Source organism: uncultured Bacteroides sp. (genome assembly GCF_937912035.1).
GTDB lineage: Bacteria > Bacteroidota > Bacteroidia > Bacteroidales > Bacteroidaceae > Phocaeicola.
The window spans coordinates 61,577-77,398 of the sequence record NZ_CALDPF010000035.1; the positions used below are offsets into that span (position 1 = coordinate 61,577).

The window sequence follows — 15,822 nt, forward strand, 5'->3', positions numbered from 1 at the left end:
TTATTATGAATTTGTTATTTATATGTTGACTAATTTTTTTCCTTGATACGAATCCCTCTCAATCATCCTCTTCTTCAGCTTCGCAGTGAATTCATGGTTCTTCAATCCCCAATCAGGAGCAATAAGCAAATCGCGCGGCGACTGCGATATAAACCTTTCCAATACCAGGTCGGGACGCAAATGCTCTATATAATCCAAAACAAGATCGATATACTCGTCGGCAGTATATAGATGAAAATCTTCAGAACATTTATCGTACTCGTGCGCCATTCTTGTTCCCTTTATCAGCTGCAACTGATGCATCTTCAGCGTAGTGAGCGGCAATGACGATATATCTTCAGCCTGACGTATAATCATATCTTTGTCCTCGCCGGGGAGTCCCAATATAACGTGTCCTCCTGTCATTATACCTCTTGAAACGGTACGCCTAACAGCATCAGCAGTACATGCAAAATCATGTCCGCGATTGATACGTTTCAGCGTGACATCATTAGTGCTTTCTATGCCATACTCAACCAAAAGAAAAGTCCTGCCGTTTATCTCTTCCAGATAATCCAATAGAGAATCCGGCATACAGTCCGGACGTGTACCTATAACCAGCCCCACTACTCCATCTACAGAAAGTGCTTCCTCATACATCGTCTTGAGTTTTTCCAACTCAGCGTATGTATTAGTATAAGCCTGGAAATAAGCAAGATATTTCATTTCGGGATACTTTCTTGAGAAAAACTCCTTTCCCTCTTCAAGTTGCTGTCTCACAGACTTCTCAGTCCGGCAATACTCCGGATTAAATGTCTGGTTGTTACAATAAGTACATCCCCCATATCCCTTGCTACCGTCACGGTTAGGACATGTAAAGCCTGCGTTGACTGAAATTTTCTGAACTTTAAACGGAAAGTGTTTTGCCAGAAAACATCCAAAATCATTATATCTTATTTTATTATCCATCTGACTAAAAATACGCAGCAAAGATAATATTTTTCTGCCGAAACGACAATAAATGAAAAAACAGATTTATCAATCTGATTGTAAGATATCTTGACATAATTACCGTAACACGAACGTGTAACGCGTGAAACACGAACGTATAACGAGCGTAACACAGACGTGTTACAAGCGTGACACGAGTGTGTTACGCAAAATATTTACCGAAGTTTTATCTTATGTTTCTTTAATCTTTCCTCCATCATATAGTCAGGAATTATTGATTTCATAGTTTCCAATACAGCATTTACGGCACGTTCCCTTATAAAATCATCTTTTATAAGTATAGAAACACACCTTTGAGCAGGAGGATTGACATTCAAATGTACAACATTATCTTTCTGGATATCAGACAAAAAAGGAATGTGAAGTTCGGGAATAATGGTATAACCGCCGTTGCGGTCGACTATCCTTACTAGGGTTTCTATACTGCCGGCCTCATAGATATGGTTTCCTATATCCTTGTTCTTGCAGAAGTTCATCGAACCGTTCGGCACGCAATGTCCTTCCTTCAGTATCCACATCTGTTCGGCAGGAAGGCTTCCACTTGCTATTATCTTCTGTGCCTGGCTGCACTCCGAAGAGAAGTACGCCACAAACTTTTCTATATAGACAGGTATTTCGAGTATCCCTTCCCTATCCTCCGGCAGTGTAGAGATAGCTATGTCGATATTGCCGAAACGAAGTTCACGCACAAGGGAGGTATTTTCTTTCTCGTCGATAGAAAGATCCACATCGGGATGCGCATCACGGAAATGGTGAATGAAGTCAGGTACCAGATACGGGGCTATTGTAGGAAGTATTCCTATTCTCAGACTACCAGCCATGGTACCAGTTTCGTCAGATACAAGTTCCTTTATCCTCTTCGATTCGTTCAAGGCTATTTGTGCCTGACGTATTATCTTTTGTCCTATGGCTGTGGGGACAACATTCTTTCTGTCGCGGCTGAAGATTTTTACATCGAGTTCTTCTTCAAGTTTCTGAATCATCGCGCTCAGTGTGGGCTGGGTCACACCGCATGCCTCGGCAGCAAGTACGAAATGACGGTACTTGTTGAGTGCCACAATATATTCCATCTGTTGTAAGTTCATGGTTCAATAGATTTTGTCTATACAAAGATAGAAATAATCTGTTGTCGGTGTAGCGGAAGTGGAGTACTTTTGCATCAGAAACAATAAACAATTACTACCATGAACGAATTATTAAGAAACTGGGACATATTCCGATTGATAAGACTTCTGTCCGGAGCAGGATTCGCGATATACGGTATTTACTCCGGTGACCAATTTCTCACAACTCTTGGATTACTGCTGGCATTCATGGCCGTCATAAACCGGTCGTGCTGCTGTTCGGCAGGCGGATGCGGAACAAGACAAAAGACAAAACCTATATATAAGGATATGGTAAAGACATACGATCCTAATAAATAATAAAGTATAAACATATAAATAATGATTGATTATGAAAGCAAAACATTTGACCAAAGAAGAATTCCTGAATAAAGTAGCCAACTATGAAGCTAACCCTAACGAATGGAAGTTTCTGGGTGAGCGCCCTGCTCTGATAGACTTCTATGCCACATGGTGTGGACCTTGCAAGATGCTGGCTCCAGTGCTGGACGAACTTGCAGAGGAATATGACGGAAAGATTGACATATACAAGATAGATGTTGACCAGGAAGAGGAACTGGCAGGACTGTTTGCTATACGCAGCGTACCTACACTGCTCTTCGTACCTATGACCGGTGCTCCACAGATGGCTCAGGGAGCTATGCCTAAACCTGCATTGAAGGATGCTATACAGAAGGTTCTTCTCGGATAAGACATTTTAACACAAAACGAAATGTGATTTACCAAAACGAAATGTGATATATCTAAAACAACAAATGTGCCGGAAGCAGCTAAAAGGAAAAGCTGTTGTCCGGCACATTCTGTTATATATTTATCTGAATCAAGCATCAATATGCATGGTCATCATTCTTTATCTCATCCGCAGTAATAGATTTGCGGTCTATAGCACGCCATGCATAAATTATATAAGCCAAAACAAACGGAACTAGAATTGACACATATGCCATGGTCTTGAGAGTGAACAGGCTGGAGCAGCTGTTTGATATCGTGAGCGAACTCTGCAAATCAGTCAACGACGGATAATATGCCGTATTGTTATACCCTGCAACAAGCAACAAAGAAAGGACTGTCAATACTGTTCCTATACCTGAAAACCATATACCTTTCTTATATGTTGAAACCAAGATGCTCTTACCAAGACCGTACAACACGCATACTACACCTGCTAGGAACAATACAAGAAAATATGGCATATCAACGAAATTGTTGAAATACTTATAAGGTTCCATCACTATCGTCTGGGTTTCCGGATTTACAGCAAATCCGTCTTTCAGCAATGTGCGTATCACGTATGCCAGAAAGAACATAAGGAAAGGTACCGCATCGGAAATCAACTGTCGGCGGCAACGGGTATTTATCGGTTCATTATCTATATTATTGATGAAATACATTCCTCCAAGAAGTCTCGCCAGGAAGAACACAGCCATACCTAGTACCAGGTTCCATGGTTCGGCAAAAGCATCAAGCCCATGCCATCCGTTTGACCATGTGCTGATGACAGGCATACCAAGTTCGGTAAGATTATCCTTTGTTACTTCGAAGTTTGAACCATAGAAGAATGTTGACACAGCCATACCGAGAAGCAGAGGTCCCATCACACCGTTCAGCATAAGGAAGTATCTGTATGTACGCTGTCCAAGCAGATTGCCCAACTTGGACTGAAACTCATACGATACTGCCTGAAGCACGAAAGTGAAAAGTATTATCATCCAAAGCCAGTATGCTCCGCCGAAACTTGTACTATAGAATAATGGGAATGATGCGAAGAATGCTCCTCCGAAGGTTACAAGTGTAGTAAACGTGAACTCCCACTTTCTGCCTGTAGAGTTTACAAGCATCTTTCTCTCTTCTTCGGTCTGCCCTATACGGTAAATCAAAGAATTTCCTCCCTGCACGAACAGCAGGAACACCAATATTGCACCCAGCAGTGACACGATGAACCACCAATAGTGCTGCAAGAATATATATGTAGATTCCATATTAAATGTAAATAATATTTATCAAAACAATATAGTGTTATTTCTCCTCTGGACCGTGTTTGATAGCCTTGAGCATTATTCCTATCTCTGCTATCAAAAGAACGGTGAACATGATGAGGAATATGAAGAATGTGGTCTGTACAGAACCGGTCTCGAGTTTTGATATTGCCGCATCGACAGGAAGCATATCCTGAATAGTCCATGGCTGACGTCCCACTTCAGCAACTATCCATCCTGCCTGACTGGCAATATATGCCAGAGGAATACTCCATACTCCCAGCCAAAGCAGCCAGTTGTGATAATCTACATTGCAGGTTTTCTTCCATGTGAGGAACAGAAGGACAGCAAACAGAACAATGAAATACATTCCCAGACCTACCATCACACGGAATGACCAGAACATAAGATTTACGTCTGGCACAAGCGTAGATGTATCCTTGATATATCCGTAACCGAAATATGGCATATTCTCGTTAAGCAGACTAAGCGATGTTTCCATCTCAGCCGAGTTGCCATCTTTTTTAGCCTGTCTGTAGTCGGCCAAAGCCTTGATTGCAATCTTTCCACGTTCCACCTTTTCATCTACAGAAAGCGCTTTTGTTCCGTCGGCAAGCTGGTATCCGCCTTTCATTATATCGTTTATACCGGGAACAAAACCGTCTGTACTGTGTGTGGCAAGGACGGAAAGCATCTCAGGTATCTCTACTGGACCTACAACTGTAAGAGGAGCATGTGCACTTCCGTCATAAAGGGCTTCCATTGACGCAAGTTTCATAGGCTGCACCTGAGCCACCTGATATGCCGACTGGTCACCTGTTGCTGCAGTAACGATAGAAGCAAACAGACCTACGGCAGAAGCTACCTTTATGCTTGCCTTGGCAAATTCTTTTTCACGTTTCTTTATAAGATACCAGCAGCTTACTCCCACAACAAAAACAGCTCCTAAAATCCAACTGCTTATAACTGTATGGAAGAACTTTACTACTGCTACAGGCGAGAATGCTACGGACATAAAATCTACCATCTCATTACGCATGGTATCCGGATTGAACTCCATTCCTACAGGATATTGCATCCACGAATTGGCAACCAATATCCACCATGCCGAAATCGTAGCTCCAAGTCCGGTGAGCCATGTAGATGCAAGGTGGAAACGGCGGCTCACCTTCTCCCATCCGAAGAACATAACGGCTATGAATGTAGCCTCCATAAAGAAAGCCAGTATTCCCTCAATTGCCAACGGGGCACCGAATATGTCGCCCACAAACCATGAATAATTACTCCAGTTGGTTCCGAACTGGAACTCAAGAATAAGTCCGGTGGCAACACCGACGGCAAAGTTTATTCCGAAAAGTTTCATCCAGAACTTGGCTGTACGTTTCCAGAACTCATTGCCAGTACGATAATAAACAGTTTCCATTGTTCCCATTATCACGGCCAGACCGAGTGTGAGAGGAACAAACAGCCAGTGATACATGGCCGTCAGGGCAAACTGCGCCCTAGACCAGTCAATCAAAGAAGTGTCAATAGCTTCAATCATAAAATAAAGTTTTATTAAGTTAGTTTGATCAATTATTTCGCATAAGAGTCAGATGCCCGCATAATCAGTTCATTGCCTACATAATCCTGTTTTTCCTCCGCAGTCTTGTCTTTCAGAAAAGAAGGGAAAAAGAACAGTTTGATTATAAAGAACATCACAAACAGTTTCACCAGTATTATGAACCAAAGCACTCGCCCTGTAGTCATAGACCTGAAACCGTCTGCATAAAATCTATAAATTCCTATTATATTCATAATTAATAAGCATATATTTTTATAATGATTACAAAGTAAATGATTTATCGTGAAAAATCAAGGTTTGGTCCACATATTTCTTTGCCAAATCTATCTTTTTTGCCTCTATATTATATAAGGAATAATTTTGCCTCAGAAAAGAACTAAAGATAACAGTAAAAAAATGAAACAACGGGATCTATTCATTATCGCAGTCCTAAGTTCAAGCACAGGACTATATGCTCAGGATAACAAAACCTGGAGCCTGCAAGACTGCATTGACTATGCTCTGGAGAAAAACATACAGCTGCAGCAAAACAAACTTTCGCTGGAAGAAGCTGATGTGGATGTGAAAACTGCAAAGGCATCACTGTTTCCAAGCCTGTCTTTCTCTACGGGTCATAATTTAGTAAATCGTCCGTATCAGGAAAACAGCGCAACAGTAAGCGGTACAGAAATTATTACCAGTAACAGCAATACCACTTACAACGGAAGTTACAACCTGAGTGCACAATGGACTTTGTGGAACGGCGGACAGCGACTAAACAACATCAAGCAACAGAAGACTAACAAAGAAATAGCAGGACTGTCTGTTGCAGAAACAGAAAATATGTTGCAAGAAGAAATTACAAAACTCTTCGTACAGATTCTATATGCAAACGAATCGGTAACTATAAACAAAAATACACTTGAAGTGAGTGAAGCTACATACAAACGCGCAGTAGAGCTTTTCAAAGAAGGGAGCCTGTCAAAATCAGATGTGGCGCAACTTGAGGCCCAAGCTAGTAATGACAAATATCAATTAGTGACAGCAGAAAGTTCTCTGAGAAACTATAAACTTCAACTTAAACAATTACTAGAACTGGATGGTACTACGGAAATGATTCTTGACCTTCCTGAACTGAACGATGAAGACGTAATGGCTGCTCTGCCCAACCAGATAGATGTTTACAACACTGCCCTGACTTCAAGACCGGAAATCCAAAGCAGTAAGTTAAGCATAGACAATGCAAAACTGGGTATAAAGACCGCTAAATCAGGGTATCTGCCTACAATCAGCCTCACAGCCTCAACATCGAGTATGACAAACAATGCCAGCACAAACAACTGGGCTGAACAGATGAAATATGGATGGAACAATATGATAGGTATAAACCTAAGCATCCCTATCTTCAACAACAGACAAACCAAAAGTGCCGTACAGAAAGCACAGATTACTTACAGTTCATCACAACTGGATCTGATAAACAAACAAAAGGAGCTATACTCCACCATAGAAACTCTCTGGCTGGACGCTCTGAACGCACAGCAACAGTATGAGGCGGCTAACAGCAAACTGGAAAGTTGCCAGACCAGCTTCGATATGGTGAACGAACAGTTCAACCTAGGTATAAAGAACACAGTGGAACTTCTCACAGAAAAAAACAATCTATTAAGCGCACAACAACAGCGTGTACAAGCCAAATATATGGCTATTCTCGATAGGGCATTACTTGATTTCTATGCGGGAAATGAAATTAAACTTTAATAAAAGGAAAACAACTATATTATAAGGAACAAACGGAAAAACAACTAAATATGAAAAAGAAGAAAGTTTTCATCAGCGCAGCTGTTATAATAGTTCTCGCTGGAGCAGGACTGTGGATATTCGGTGGAAAAAAATCAAACCAGACAATAAGTTTCGCCACATCAGCTGTAAATAAGGGCACTATCAGTAATTCAATTACAGCTACAGGTACTATAGAACCTGTCACAGAAGTAGAAGTAGGTACTCAGGTATCAGGTATCATAGACAAGATTTATGTTGATTATAATTCTGTAGTTAAAGCAGGTGAAGTAATAGCAGAAATGGACCGTGTGACACTTATAAGCGACCTTCAGTCAGCGCAAGCTACATACGACGGTGCAGAAGCAGAATATAATTATCAGGAAAAACTTTACGAAAGGAATAAGACTCTGCACGATAAACAACTTATCAGCGACACTGAATTCGAACAATACGAATATAACTACCGCCGTGCGAAAAGTACATACGACCAGAGTAAGGCAGCACTGGCAAAAGCTCAGAGAAACCTGTCGTACACCACAATTACATCACCTATCGACGGTGTTGTGACAAGCCGAGAAGTGGAAGCCGGACAAACTGTGGCTTCAGGTTTCGAAACTCCGACTCTTTTCACAATCGCAGCCGACCTTACAAAAATGCAGGTAGTGGCAGACGTAGATGAAGCTGATATAGCAGGAGTAAAGGACAGTGCAAGAGTTACATTTACAGTAGATGCCTATCCGAATGACGTGTTCGAAGGAAGAGTAAAACAGATTCGTCTGGGAAGTACAAACAGTACAAGCTCATCTACCAGTACTACATCGGAAACCGTTGTGACATACGAGGTTGTAATCACAGCAGACAACCCTGATCTGAAACTTAAACCAAGACTGACAGCAAACGTGACAATCTTCACTGATACACGCGAGAATGTTCTTGTAGTTCCGAATAAGGCTCTCCGATTTACACCGGATAAGAAACTGGCAGGTGGAAAGACAATAAATGACTGTAACTCTCCGAAGAAAGTATGGACTATGGATGCTACATCACTGACTGCACACCCTGTCAAGACTGGTATGAGCGACGGATCAAATACTGAAATAGTTTCCGGCATCAGTGAAGGTACTGAAGTTATAACAGAAACAATAGTAAAAGGTGAAATGCCGGAAATGATAGAGGCAGGCGGTGAACAGAATCCATTCATGCCTGGACCTCCTGACAGAAACAAGAAAAAACAATCGAAGTAATAGGACTAAGCACCATGAGCAAAACAGTAATCGAATTACAGAATATAAAACGAAACTTCCGTGTGGGAGACGAAACGGTGCATGCGCTCAGAGGAGTATCGTTCAGCATAAAAGAGGGCGAATTTGTCACTATAATGGGTACATCAGGATCGGGTAAATCCACACTGTTAAATACACTTGGATGTCTGGACACACCTACAAGTGGCGAATATCTTCTGGACGGAGTGTCTGTGAGAACCATGAGCAAACCTCAGAGAGCTATACTGAGAAACAGAAAAATCGGTTTTGTATTCCAGAACTACAATCTTCTGCCTAAAACCACTGCAGTAGAAAATGTAGAATTGCCACTGATGTATAATCCTTCAGTTTCGGCAGCAGAAAGACGCAGAAGAGCCATAGAAGCTCTGATAGCCGTGGGACTGGGTGACAGACTGGAACACAAGTCGAACCAGATGTCCGGAGGACAGATGCAACGTGTAGCAATAGCCAGAGCACTGGTAAACAACCCCGCAGTAATTCTAGCGGACGAAGCTACCGGTAACCTTGACACACGTACGTCATTTGAGATACTTGTACTCTTCCAAAAACTGCATGCTGAAGGAAGAACTATAATATTCGTTACCCACAATCCTGAACTGGCAATGTACAGTAGCCGTAACATTCGCCTGCGCGACGGACATGTGATTGAAGATACCGTAAATAACAACATCCTCTCAGCTGCAGAGGCACTTGCCGCCCTGCCAAAGAATGATGAGGACTGATGCGGAACAATAAAACATTTTTACAATGAACGGAACAAATCTTTTTAAAATAGCTATCAGAGCACTGTCCAACAACAAGCTTAGGGCTTTCCTTACGATGCTTGGTATCATAATAGGTGTAGCGTCAGTGATAGCCATGCTGGCAATAGGACAAGGTTCAAAACGAAGCATTCAAAAACAAATCTCGGAGATGGGTTCTAACATGATTATGATCCATCCGGGTGGTGAAATGCGAGGAGGAGTAAGACAGGACCCTTCCTCTATGCAGACTCTTAAACTTGAAAATTACGAGACATTGAGAGATGAATGTGTGTATATTTCGGATATAAGTCCAAACGTATCTGCCAGCGGACAGCTTATATCAGGAGCTAACAACTACCCTTCGTCTGTAAGCGGTGTAAGTATAGGTTACCTCAACATCAGACAGCTTAAAATAGAACAAGGCGAGATGTTTACTGAAGAAGACATCCGTACAGCAGCAAAAGTTTGCGTAATTGGTTCTACTATTGTTGAAAATCTATTTCCTGATGGTGTTGACCCGATAGGTAAAGTCATTCGATGCAATCAAGTTCCACTCAGAGTTATAGGTATACTTGAATCAAAAGGCTATAACTCAATGGGTATGGATCAGGATGATGTTGTACTGGCACCCTACTCTACCGTAATGAAACGTCTTTTGGCACAGACATATCTGAGCGGAGTTTTCGCATCAGCACTGACCGAAGACATGACAGAAGAAGCTGTAGACGAAATAACAAATATTTTACGCCGCGAACATAAACTGAAAGAAACAGATGACGATGACTTCACTATCAGGACACAACAGGAGTTGAGTTCCATGCTTAATACTACTACAGACCTGATGACTACTCTTCTAGCCTGCATTGCAGGAATATCTCTTGTTGTGGGAGGAATCGGTATTATGAACATCATGTATGTATCAGTAACCGAACGTACCAGAGAAATAGGTCTGAGAATGTCTGTAGGGGCAAGAGGAATTGACATCCTATCGCAGTTCCTTATAGAATCGGTATTGATAAGTATCACCGGAGGACTTATTGGTGTCATACTGGGATGTGGCGCATCGTACATAATAAAAACAGTAGCCAACTGGCCAGTGTTCGTTCAACCTTGGAGTGTTCTACTGTCATTTGCTGTATGTACATTCACCGGAGTATTCTTCGGTTGGTATCCGGCTAAAAAAGCCGCTTGTCTTGATCCTATAGAAGCTTTGAGGTACGAATAACTTAAAAACAACTTCATTCTATAAATCAGGAACTTCTTTGTTCTTCATAACTTTGGTTTCCTTTTCAGCAGTGCTGACGGTACTTCGAGAGAAGTACCCCAGTACTGCTTTAGATTATAGAAAGTTTGCAAGACTTATAACATTCTATTATATTTGTAAGTACACAATATAAATCATAAAAACCTATGACACACACAAACCGCAACAACAGATTGTTGGAAATATCAATACACGCATTCTGCTGGATATTGTTTTTCGGTTTTCCGATAATAATGACGCAAGGTGATAACGGAAGCATAGACTGGAAAGCTTTTATGCGGTTCATCATTGTTCCGGCATCACTATTTGCTATATTCTATATAAATTATTTTCTGTTAATCCCGAAACTTCTTTTTAACGAACATAAGAAAAAGTTTCTGGCTGTCAATGCAGTCTTGACTATATTGCTATCGCTTGCTATCAGGTGGTGGAACGACATGCATGTTCCTGGCCCTCCACCTGATATATTCAGACACAACCCGCCTTCACAGATTGTTTTCATGATTAGAGATATAGCCAGCATGATCTTTTCTGCAGGACTAAGTGTGGCCATAAGACTAAGTATAAAATGGAACGAAACCGAACTGGCAAGGCGTGAGGCTGTGAAAAGCATGACAGAAGCTGAACTTAAAAATCTGAGAAACCAGCTTAATCCTCATTTTCTGCTTAATACTCTGAACAATATTTACGCACTGGTAGCGATAGATACTGACAAAGCCCAACAGGCAATACAGGAACTCAGCAGGTTATTAAGATATGTGCTCTATGACAATCAGTCAATGTACGTTCCTCTGAAAAAAGAAACAGACTTCATCAGAAACTATATAGCGCTGATGAGGATTCGTGTTTCGGAAGATGTAAACATAGAAACCAATTTCAAGATAAAGGACAACAGCCAGACTCCGGTTGCTCCACTAATCTTCATTTCTCTTATAGAAAATGCGTTCAAACATGGAATTTCACCTACCGAACAAAGTTTCATAAAAATAACTATAGAAGAGAATGAAGAGTATATTATCTGTACAATACAGAACAGTAACCACCCTAAATCAACTACCGACAAGAGCGGATCTGGTATAGGATTGGAACAAGTTAGCAAAAGACTTGAGCTGTTATATCCAGACAAGCACGAATGGAAATGCTGGCTTAGCGATAATGATAAGGTTTACAATTCATGCATCAAATTAAAAATATAATCTAAATTTATCACACTATATAATTATGACTATAAGGTGCGCAATAATAGACGACGAGCCTCTAGCTTTAGGATTAATAGCAGGGTATGTAAAGAAAACGCCGTCTCTTGAACTATGTGGGAGTTATTCAAGTGCAGTACAAGCAATGAACGAACTACCCAACAATCCGGTAGATCTTTTGTTCCTCGATATACAAATGCCAGACCTCAACGGACTGGAATTTTCAAAAATGGTTCCCGAAAGAACAAGGATAGTATTCACTACAGCTTTCGAACAGTATGCAATTGATGGATATAGAGCAAATGCACTTGACTATCTCCTGAAACCAATCAGTTATGCCGATTTCAGTGAAGCTGTAAACAAGGCAATGGAATGGTTTAATTTGAAACTAAAAGCCGAAAGCGAAAAATCAAGTTTTCAACCAGAAAATCCTGAATATATATACGTAAAAAGTGATTATAAATTAATACAAATAGAGCTGGACAAGATATTGTATATTGAAGGTCTTAAAGATTACGTGAAAATATATACAGAAGATAACACACGTCCAATATTATCACTTATAAGTATGAAAGCATTGGAAGAGAGACTACCTTCCGAGCGCTTTTTACGCATTCACCGTTCATTTATTGTACAAAAATCCAAAATCAAAATTATAGATAAAGGACGGATTGTTTTCGGCAAAGAATACATTCCAATATCCGAAACATACAAAACAATGTTGCAGGATTATGTTAATAAACATATTATTTAATAAATAAGTTTCATTCCCAACTTTTTCATTTATAGTTAAGGAAAAAAGCTATTATTTTTTTTGTTTTTGTTAATAAAAAACATACATTTGCAAGTGAATAAAGAACAGAAGTTGTGAAACTTCTCATTTAAATAGTTTAGTTAAGTCTAGTTTAGTTTTTGTGTTGTGATACTCTTATCAATAGCGATTGGTAAGAGTATCTTTTTTATAAATCACTCTTTGACTCCATAAATATAATCAGCCCATATACGTGCTGCAGTTTCTACCATCTTTGCACACGGACGCTTGGCATAATATGCGCTGGTACGGGCTTCAGGAGTAGAAACTATAGGTTCTTTTTTTGACAACCCCAATAAATCAGAGCAACGCAATGATCCGGTCTCTTCCCTGAACTTTGCAGCAAGCTCCTGAACCAGGGCGTATGTGGCAGCCTTACCTTCACGATCGGAACCTTCAGTAGCTCCTTTTTCAAGACCTGCCAGCATGAACAGTCCGCAGGCTGCTCCACAAGTTTCACGCATACGGCCTATACCACCGCCAAATGCAGATGACATTTTAAGTGCCTGTTCTGTAGTAAATCCGTACATATCGGCAAAAGCAGCCACCACAGACTGCGAACAGTTATATCCTTCCTTGAAAAGCGAAACCGCCTTTTCAATTCTTTCTTCTTTAGTCATATTCCTATCGGGCTACGTTATTAATTACATTTCCTTCAATAAAACTCTTAAGGTTTTTCACTGCCAAATCCATGAGTCTCACTCGTGCCTCGTATGTTGCCCAGGCTATATGCGGAGTGATGAAACAATTCTCCAACCCCAACAAAGGATTGTCTTCACGCGGTGGTTCGTTCACCATTACATCAAGACCCGCAGCCTTTATACGGTGTGACTTCAGTGCCTCAGCCAGATCATTCTCGTTTACCAGTCCGCCGCGACCTGTATTTATAAGTATGGCCGTTTCCTTCATCAATGACAGATTATGTGCGTTCACTATCTCCGCAGTGTTATCATTTAGCGGACAATGAAGGCTTACGATATCGGAGGTTCTGAAAATCTCGTCCATCGAACATGCTTTAGTCATACCTTCAGGCAATGCAGACTGAGATTTACTGGTATATACCAGAACTTCCATTCCGAAAGCCTTGGCAATACGTGCCGTAGCAGAACCTGTATTTCCAAATCCGATTATACCTATTCGTTTTCCGTAAAGTTCCATAATAGGACTGTTGGTGTATGAAAAATCCGCCTGTCTGCTCCATACCCCGGCATGTGCTTCCTGAGCATAGCTTCCTACACAGTGAGTGATATTAAGAATGTGCGCAAATACCATCTGAGCCACAGATTCTGTACTGTAGGCAGGTATATTTGTCACCACTATGCCAAGCTCCTTAGCCACAGCAATATCCACTACATTATATCCGGTAGCAAGAACTCCCACATATTTCAGTTTTGGCATATTTCGTAATGATGAAGCATTGATAACTGTCTTGTTTGTCAGTACTGCTTCAGCATCGGCTGCACGCTCCAATAATTGCTCAGGCGATGTTCTGTCATATACTTTCAGAGTTCCTAGTTTTTCTAATTCACTCCATGATAAATCTCCTGGATTCATAGTGAATCCATCCAACACTACTATATTCATATCACTTATAACATAATAAAAATTTATTACATATTATTCTTTAAAACGATTACCCCACAACTGTATCATCCTATCAATGAGTTTGGATTCCGACGGGTTATTCTGCGGATGCCATATTCTGGTATCCTTCAGTTCGTCCGGCATGAACTGCTGTTCAACGAAGTTTCCTTTATAGGCATGGGCATATTTGTAGTCCTTTCCATAACCAAGCTGTTTCATAAGCTTTGTTGGTGCATTTCTCAAGTGCAACGGCACCGGAAGGTTTCCTGTCTGACGAACCAGTTCTATGGCTGAGTTAATACCCTCGTATGCAGAATTACTCTTCGGACTTGTGGCAAGATAAACTGTAGCTTCGGCAAGAGGAATTCTTCCTTCAGGCCAACCTATCTTCATAACAGCATCGAATGCAGCATTAGCCAGAAGCAAAGCATTAGGATTTGCCAAGCCGATATCTTCGGAAGCTGAAATTACCAGTCTTCTGGCTATAAATGCAGGGTCCTCTCCTCCTTCTACCATACGCGCAAGCCAATAAAGAGCACCGTCAGGATCACTACCTCGTATAGACTTGATGAATGCAGATATTATGTCGTAATGCATCTCGCCTTCCTTGTCGTATGCCAGAGGATTCTGCTGAAGACGTTCCACCACCTTCTCGTCGGTTATCTCTACAGGAGTATCGCTGTCGGCCTCGACTACAAGTTCCAGAATGTTAAGCAGTTTTCGTGCATCACCTCCAGAATATCTAAGCATAGCATCGGTTTCCTTAAATACCACGTTTCTCTCCTTCAGAATATTGTCACGCTCTACAGCTTTGTGAAGAAGCTCCAACAAATCCTCCTTTTCCAATGATTTCAGCACATAAAGCTGACATCGCGAAAGTAATGGACGTATAACCTCGAAAGAGGGATTTTCTGTGGTGGCACCAATCAGTGTAACAACCCCCTTCTCAACAGCACCAAGTAACGAATCCTGTTGTGACTTGCTGAAACGGTGAATTTCATCTATGAAAAGTATAGGACTCTGCTGTGAGAAAAAACGATTGGAACTTGCCCTTTCTATAACATCACGAACATCCTTCACTCCTGACGTAACGGCGCTAAGTGTATAAAATGGTACTTCCAGTCTGTTGGCTATAATCTGCGCCAATGTAGTTTTCCCTACTCCAGGAGGCCCCCACAATATAAAGGAAGATATGCGCCCGGAGTCTATCATCTTCCGAAGAACAGCTCCCTGACCAACCAAATGTTTCTGACCAATATAATCATCCAAAGTTCTAGGACGCAAGCGTTCTGCTAATGGTTGAGACATATTACTATAATTTTATTAATGAATTGCTACAAAAGTACACAATTAGTACGAATTATGACAAGTGATAACATAAAAAAAGGCCCTTTTCACAAAGAGCCTTTTTCAAGTTTTCAATAGGTATTAGTTTTTTTTTCTTAAGGTAAAAAGATTGTTTTCAGGATAACGTCACAAAGATGGGGTGATTTTTTGGATTGACCAAATAAAAAAAGATGTCATAA

General features: G+C 40.9%; 16 protein-coding genes. 8 read left to right on the plus strand and 8 right to left on the minus strand.

Annotation, left to right across the window (positions count from 1 at the left end):
- Window positions 1–18 precede the first annotated feature (18 nt).
- Together Q0486_RS09545 and Q0486_RS09550 are read right to left on the minus strand one after the other, a co-directional pair.
- Window positions 19–948, minus strand: a complete 930-nt coding sequence (locus Q0486_RS09545) for a TIGR01212 family radical SAM protein (RefSeq protein ID WP_299232389.1) — start codon at window positions 946–948, stop codon at window positions 19–21.
- Window positions 949–1,145: 197 nt separating this feature from the next.
- Window positions 1,146–2,075 carry a LysR substrate-binding domain-containing protein gene (locus tag Q0486_RS09550; protein WP_299232391.1) on the minus strand — a complete coding sequence of 310 codons (930 nt, stop codon included), beginning with the start codon at window positions 2,073–2,075 and terminating at the stop codon, window positions 1,146–1,148.
- 99 nt (window positions 2,076–2,174) lie between these two features.
- Between Q0486_RS09550 and Q0486_RS09555 the strand changes: the two genes are divergently transcribed.
- Window positions 2,175–2,414 (plus strand): hypothetical protein, encoded by a 240-nt coding sequence (locus Q0486_RS09555; protein ID WP_299232393.1) that lies wholly within the window; start codon window positions 2,175–2,177, stop codon window positions 2,412–2,414.
- A 31-nt stretch (window positions 2,415–2,445) separates the two neighbouring features.
- Window positions 2,446–2,805, plus strand: coding sequence for a thioredoxin (gene trxA / locus Q0486_RS09560; RefSeq protein ID WP_204401161.1), 360 nt, complete (start codon window positions 2,446–2,448; stop codon window positions 2,803–2,805).
- Window positions 2,806–2,941: 136 nt separating this feature from the next.
- On the opposite strand, the gene Q0486_RS09565 is transcribed toward trxA, so the two are convergent.
- From Q0486_RS09565 to Q0486_RS09575, 3 genes are read right to left on the minus strand one after another with little or no spacing between them, the layout of a single operon-like run.
- The gene (locus Q0486_RS09565) at window positions 2,942–4,093 is read right to left on the minus strand and encodes a cytochrome d ubiquinol oxidase subunit II (protein ID WP_299232394.1); all 1,152 of its coding nucleotides are present in this window, start codon (window positions 4,091–4,093) and stop codon (window positions 2,942–2,944) included.
- Window positions 4,094–4,130: 37 nt separating this feature from the next.
- Window positions 4,131–5,633, minus strand: coding sequence for a cytochrome ubiquinol oxidase subunit I (locus Q0486_RS09570; protein ID WP_299232396.1), 1,503 nt, complete (start codon window positions 5,631–5,633; stop codon window positions 4,131–4,133).
- A 32-nt stretch (window positions 5,634–5,665) separates the two neighbouring features.
- The gene (locus Q0486_RS09575; protein ID WP_235340220.1) at window positions 5,666–5,887 is read right to left on the minus strand and encodes a DUF4492 domain-containing protein; all 222 of its coding nucleotides are present in this window, start codon (window positions 5,885–5,887) and stop codon (window positions 5,666–5,668) included.
- 163 nt (window positions 5,888–6,050) lie between these two features.
- On the opposite strand from Q0486_RS09575, the gene Q0486_RS09580 reads away from it, so the two are divergent.
- From Q0486_RS09580 to Q0486_RS09605, 6 genes are all read left to right on the plus strand, one after another.
- Window positions 6,051–7,394, plus strand: coding sequence for a TolC family protein (locus Q0486_RS09580; RefSeq protein WP_299232400.1), 1,344 nt, complete (start codon window positions 6,051–6,053; stop codon window positions 7,392–7,394).
- A gap of 50 nt (window positions 7,395–7,444) precedes the next feature.
- Window positions 7,445–8,659, plus strand: a complete 1,215-nt coding sequence (locus tag Q0486_RS09585) for an efflux RND transporter periplasmic adaptor subunit (RefSeq protein ID WP_299232401.1) — start codon at window positions 7,445–7,447, stop codon at window positions 8,657–8,659.
- Between the two features lie 14 nt (window positions 8,660–8,673).
- Window positions 8,674–9,420 (plus strand): ABC transporter ATP-binding protein, encoded by a 747-nt coding sequence (locus Q0486_RS09590; protein ID WP_204393290.1) that lies wholly within the window; start codon window positions 8,674–8,676, stop codon window positions 9,418–9,420.
- Window positions 9,421–9,445: 25 nt separating this feature from the next.
- Window positions 9,446–10,666: an ABC transporter permease gene (locus Q0486_RS09595; RefSeq protein ID WP_299232402.1), complete on the plus strand. Its 1,221-nt coding sequence runs from the start codon at window positions 9,446–9,448 to the stop codon at window positions 10,664–10,666.
- 185 nt (window positions 10,667–10,851) lie between these two features.
- Window positions 10,852–11,901 (plus strand): histidine kinase, encoded by a 1,050-nt coding sequence (locus Q0486_RS09600; protein ID WP_299232403.1) that lies wholly within the window; start codon window positions 10,852–10,854, stop codon window positions 11,899–11,901.
- A 25-nt stretch (window positions 11,902–11,926) separates the two neighbouring features.
- Window positions 11,927–12,655 (plus strand): LytTR family DNA-binding domain-containing protein, encoded by a 729-nt coding sequence (locus Q0486_RS09605; protein ID WP_299232404.1) that lies wholly within the window; start codon window positions 11,927–11,929, stop codon window positions 12,653–12,655.
- A 212-nt stretch (window positions 12,656–12,867) separates the two neighbouring features.
- Here the strand turns inward: Q0486_RS09605 and Q0486_RS09610 are convergent, their stop codons facing one another.
- The 3 genes from Q0486_RS09610 to Q0486_RS09620 are packed head-to-tail and all read right to left on the minus strand — an operon-like array spanning window position 12,868 to window position 15,604.
- On the minus strand, window positions 12,868–13,332 hold the full coding sequence (locus tag Q0486_RS09610; RefSeq protein ID WP_299232406.1) for a C-GCAxxG-C-C family protein: 465 nt from the start codon (window positions 13,330–13,332) through the stop codon (window positions 12,868–12,870).
- A 4-nt stretch (window positions 13,333–13,336) separates the two neighbouring features.
- Window positions 13,337–14,296: a D-2-hydroxyacid dehydrogenase gene (locus tag Q0486_RS09615; RefSeq protein WP_299232408.1), complete on the minus strand. Its 960-nt coding sequence runs from the start codon at window positions 14,294–14,296 to the stop codon at window positions 13,337–13,339.
- A 33-nt stretch (window positions 14,297–14,329) separates the two neighbouring features.
- The gene (locus Q0486_RS09620; RefSeq protein ID WP_299232410.1) at window positions 14,330–15,604 is read right to left on the minus strand and encodes a replication-associated recombination protein A; all 1,275 of its coding nucleotides are present in this window, start codon (window positions 15,602–15,604) and stop codon (window positions 14,330–14,332) included.
- Between the last annotated feature and the right edge of the window lie 218 nt (window positions 15,605–15,822).

Coding starts and splice junctions, on each gene's coding strand:
- Q0486_RS09545 (WP_299232389.1), bottom strand. CDS start 948: ATGGATAATAAAATAAGATATAATGATTTTGGATGTTTTCTGGCAAAA.
- Q0486_RS09550 (WP_299232391.1), bottom strand. CDS start 2,075: ATGAACTTACAACAGATGGAATATATTGTGGCACTCAACAAGTACCGT.
- Q0486_RS09555 (WP_299232393.1), top strand. CDS start 2,175: ATGAACGAATTATTAAGAAACTGGGACATATTCCGATTGATAAGACTT.
- trxA (WP_204401161.1), top strand. CDS start 2,446: ATGAAAGCAAAACATTTGACCAAAGAAGAATTCCTGAATAAAGTAGCC.
- Q0486_RS09565 (WP_299232394.1), bottom strand. CDS start 4,093: ATGGAATCTACATATATATTCTTGCAGCACTATTGGTGGTTCATCGTG.
- Q0486_RS09570 (WP_299232396.1), bottom strand. CDS start 5,633: ATGATTGAAGCTATTGACACTTCTTTGATTGACTGGTCTAGGGCGCAG.
- Q0486_RS09575 (WP_235340220.1), bottom strand. CDS start 5,887: ATGAATATAATAGGAATTTATAGATTTTATGCAGACGGTTTCAGGTCT.
- Q0486_RS09580 (WP_299232400.1), top strand. CDS start 6,051: ATGAAACAACGGGATCTATTCATTATCGCAGTCCTAAGTTCAAGCACA.
- Q0486_RS09585 (WP_299232401.1), top strand. CDS start 7,445: ATGAAAAAGAAGAAAGTTTTCATCAGCGCAGCTGTTATAATAGTTCTC.
- Q0486_RS09590 (WP_204393290.1), top strand. CDS start 8,674: ATGAGCAAAACAGTAATCGAATTACAGAATATAAAACGAAACTTCCGT.
- Q0486_RS09595 (WP_299232402.1), top strand. CDS start 9,446: ATGAACGGAACAAATCTTTTTAAAATAGCTATCAGAGCACTGTCCAAC.
- Q0486_RS09600 (WP_299232403.1), top strand. CDS start 10,852: ATGACACACACAAACCGCAACAACAGATTGTTGGAAATATCAATACAC.
- Q0486_RS09605 (WP_299232404.1), top strand. CDS start 11,927: ATGACTATAAGGTGCGCAATAATAGACGACGAGCCTCTAGCTTTAGGA.
- Q0486_RS09610 (WP_299232406.1), bottom strand. CDS start 13,332: ATGACTAAAGAAGAAAGAATTGAAAAGGCGGTTTCGCTTTTCAAGGAA.
- Q0486_RS09615 (WP_299232408.1), bottom strand. CDS start 14,296: ATGAATATAGTAGTGTTGGATGGATTCACTATGAATCCAGGAGATTTA.
- Q0486_RS09620 (WP_299232410.1), bottom strand. CDS start 15,604: ATGTCTCAACCATTAGCAGAACGCTTGCGTCCTAGAACTTTGGATGAT.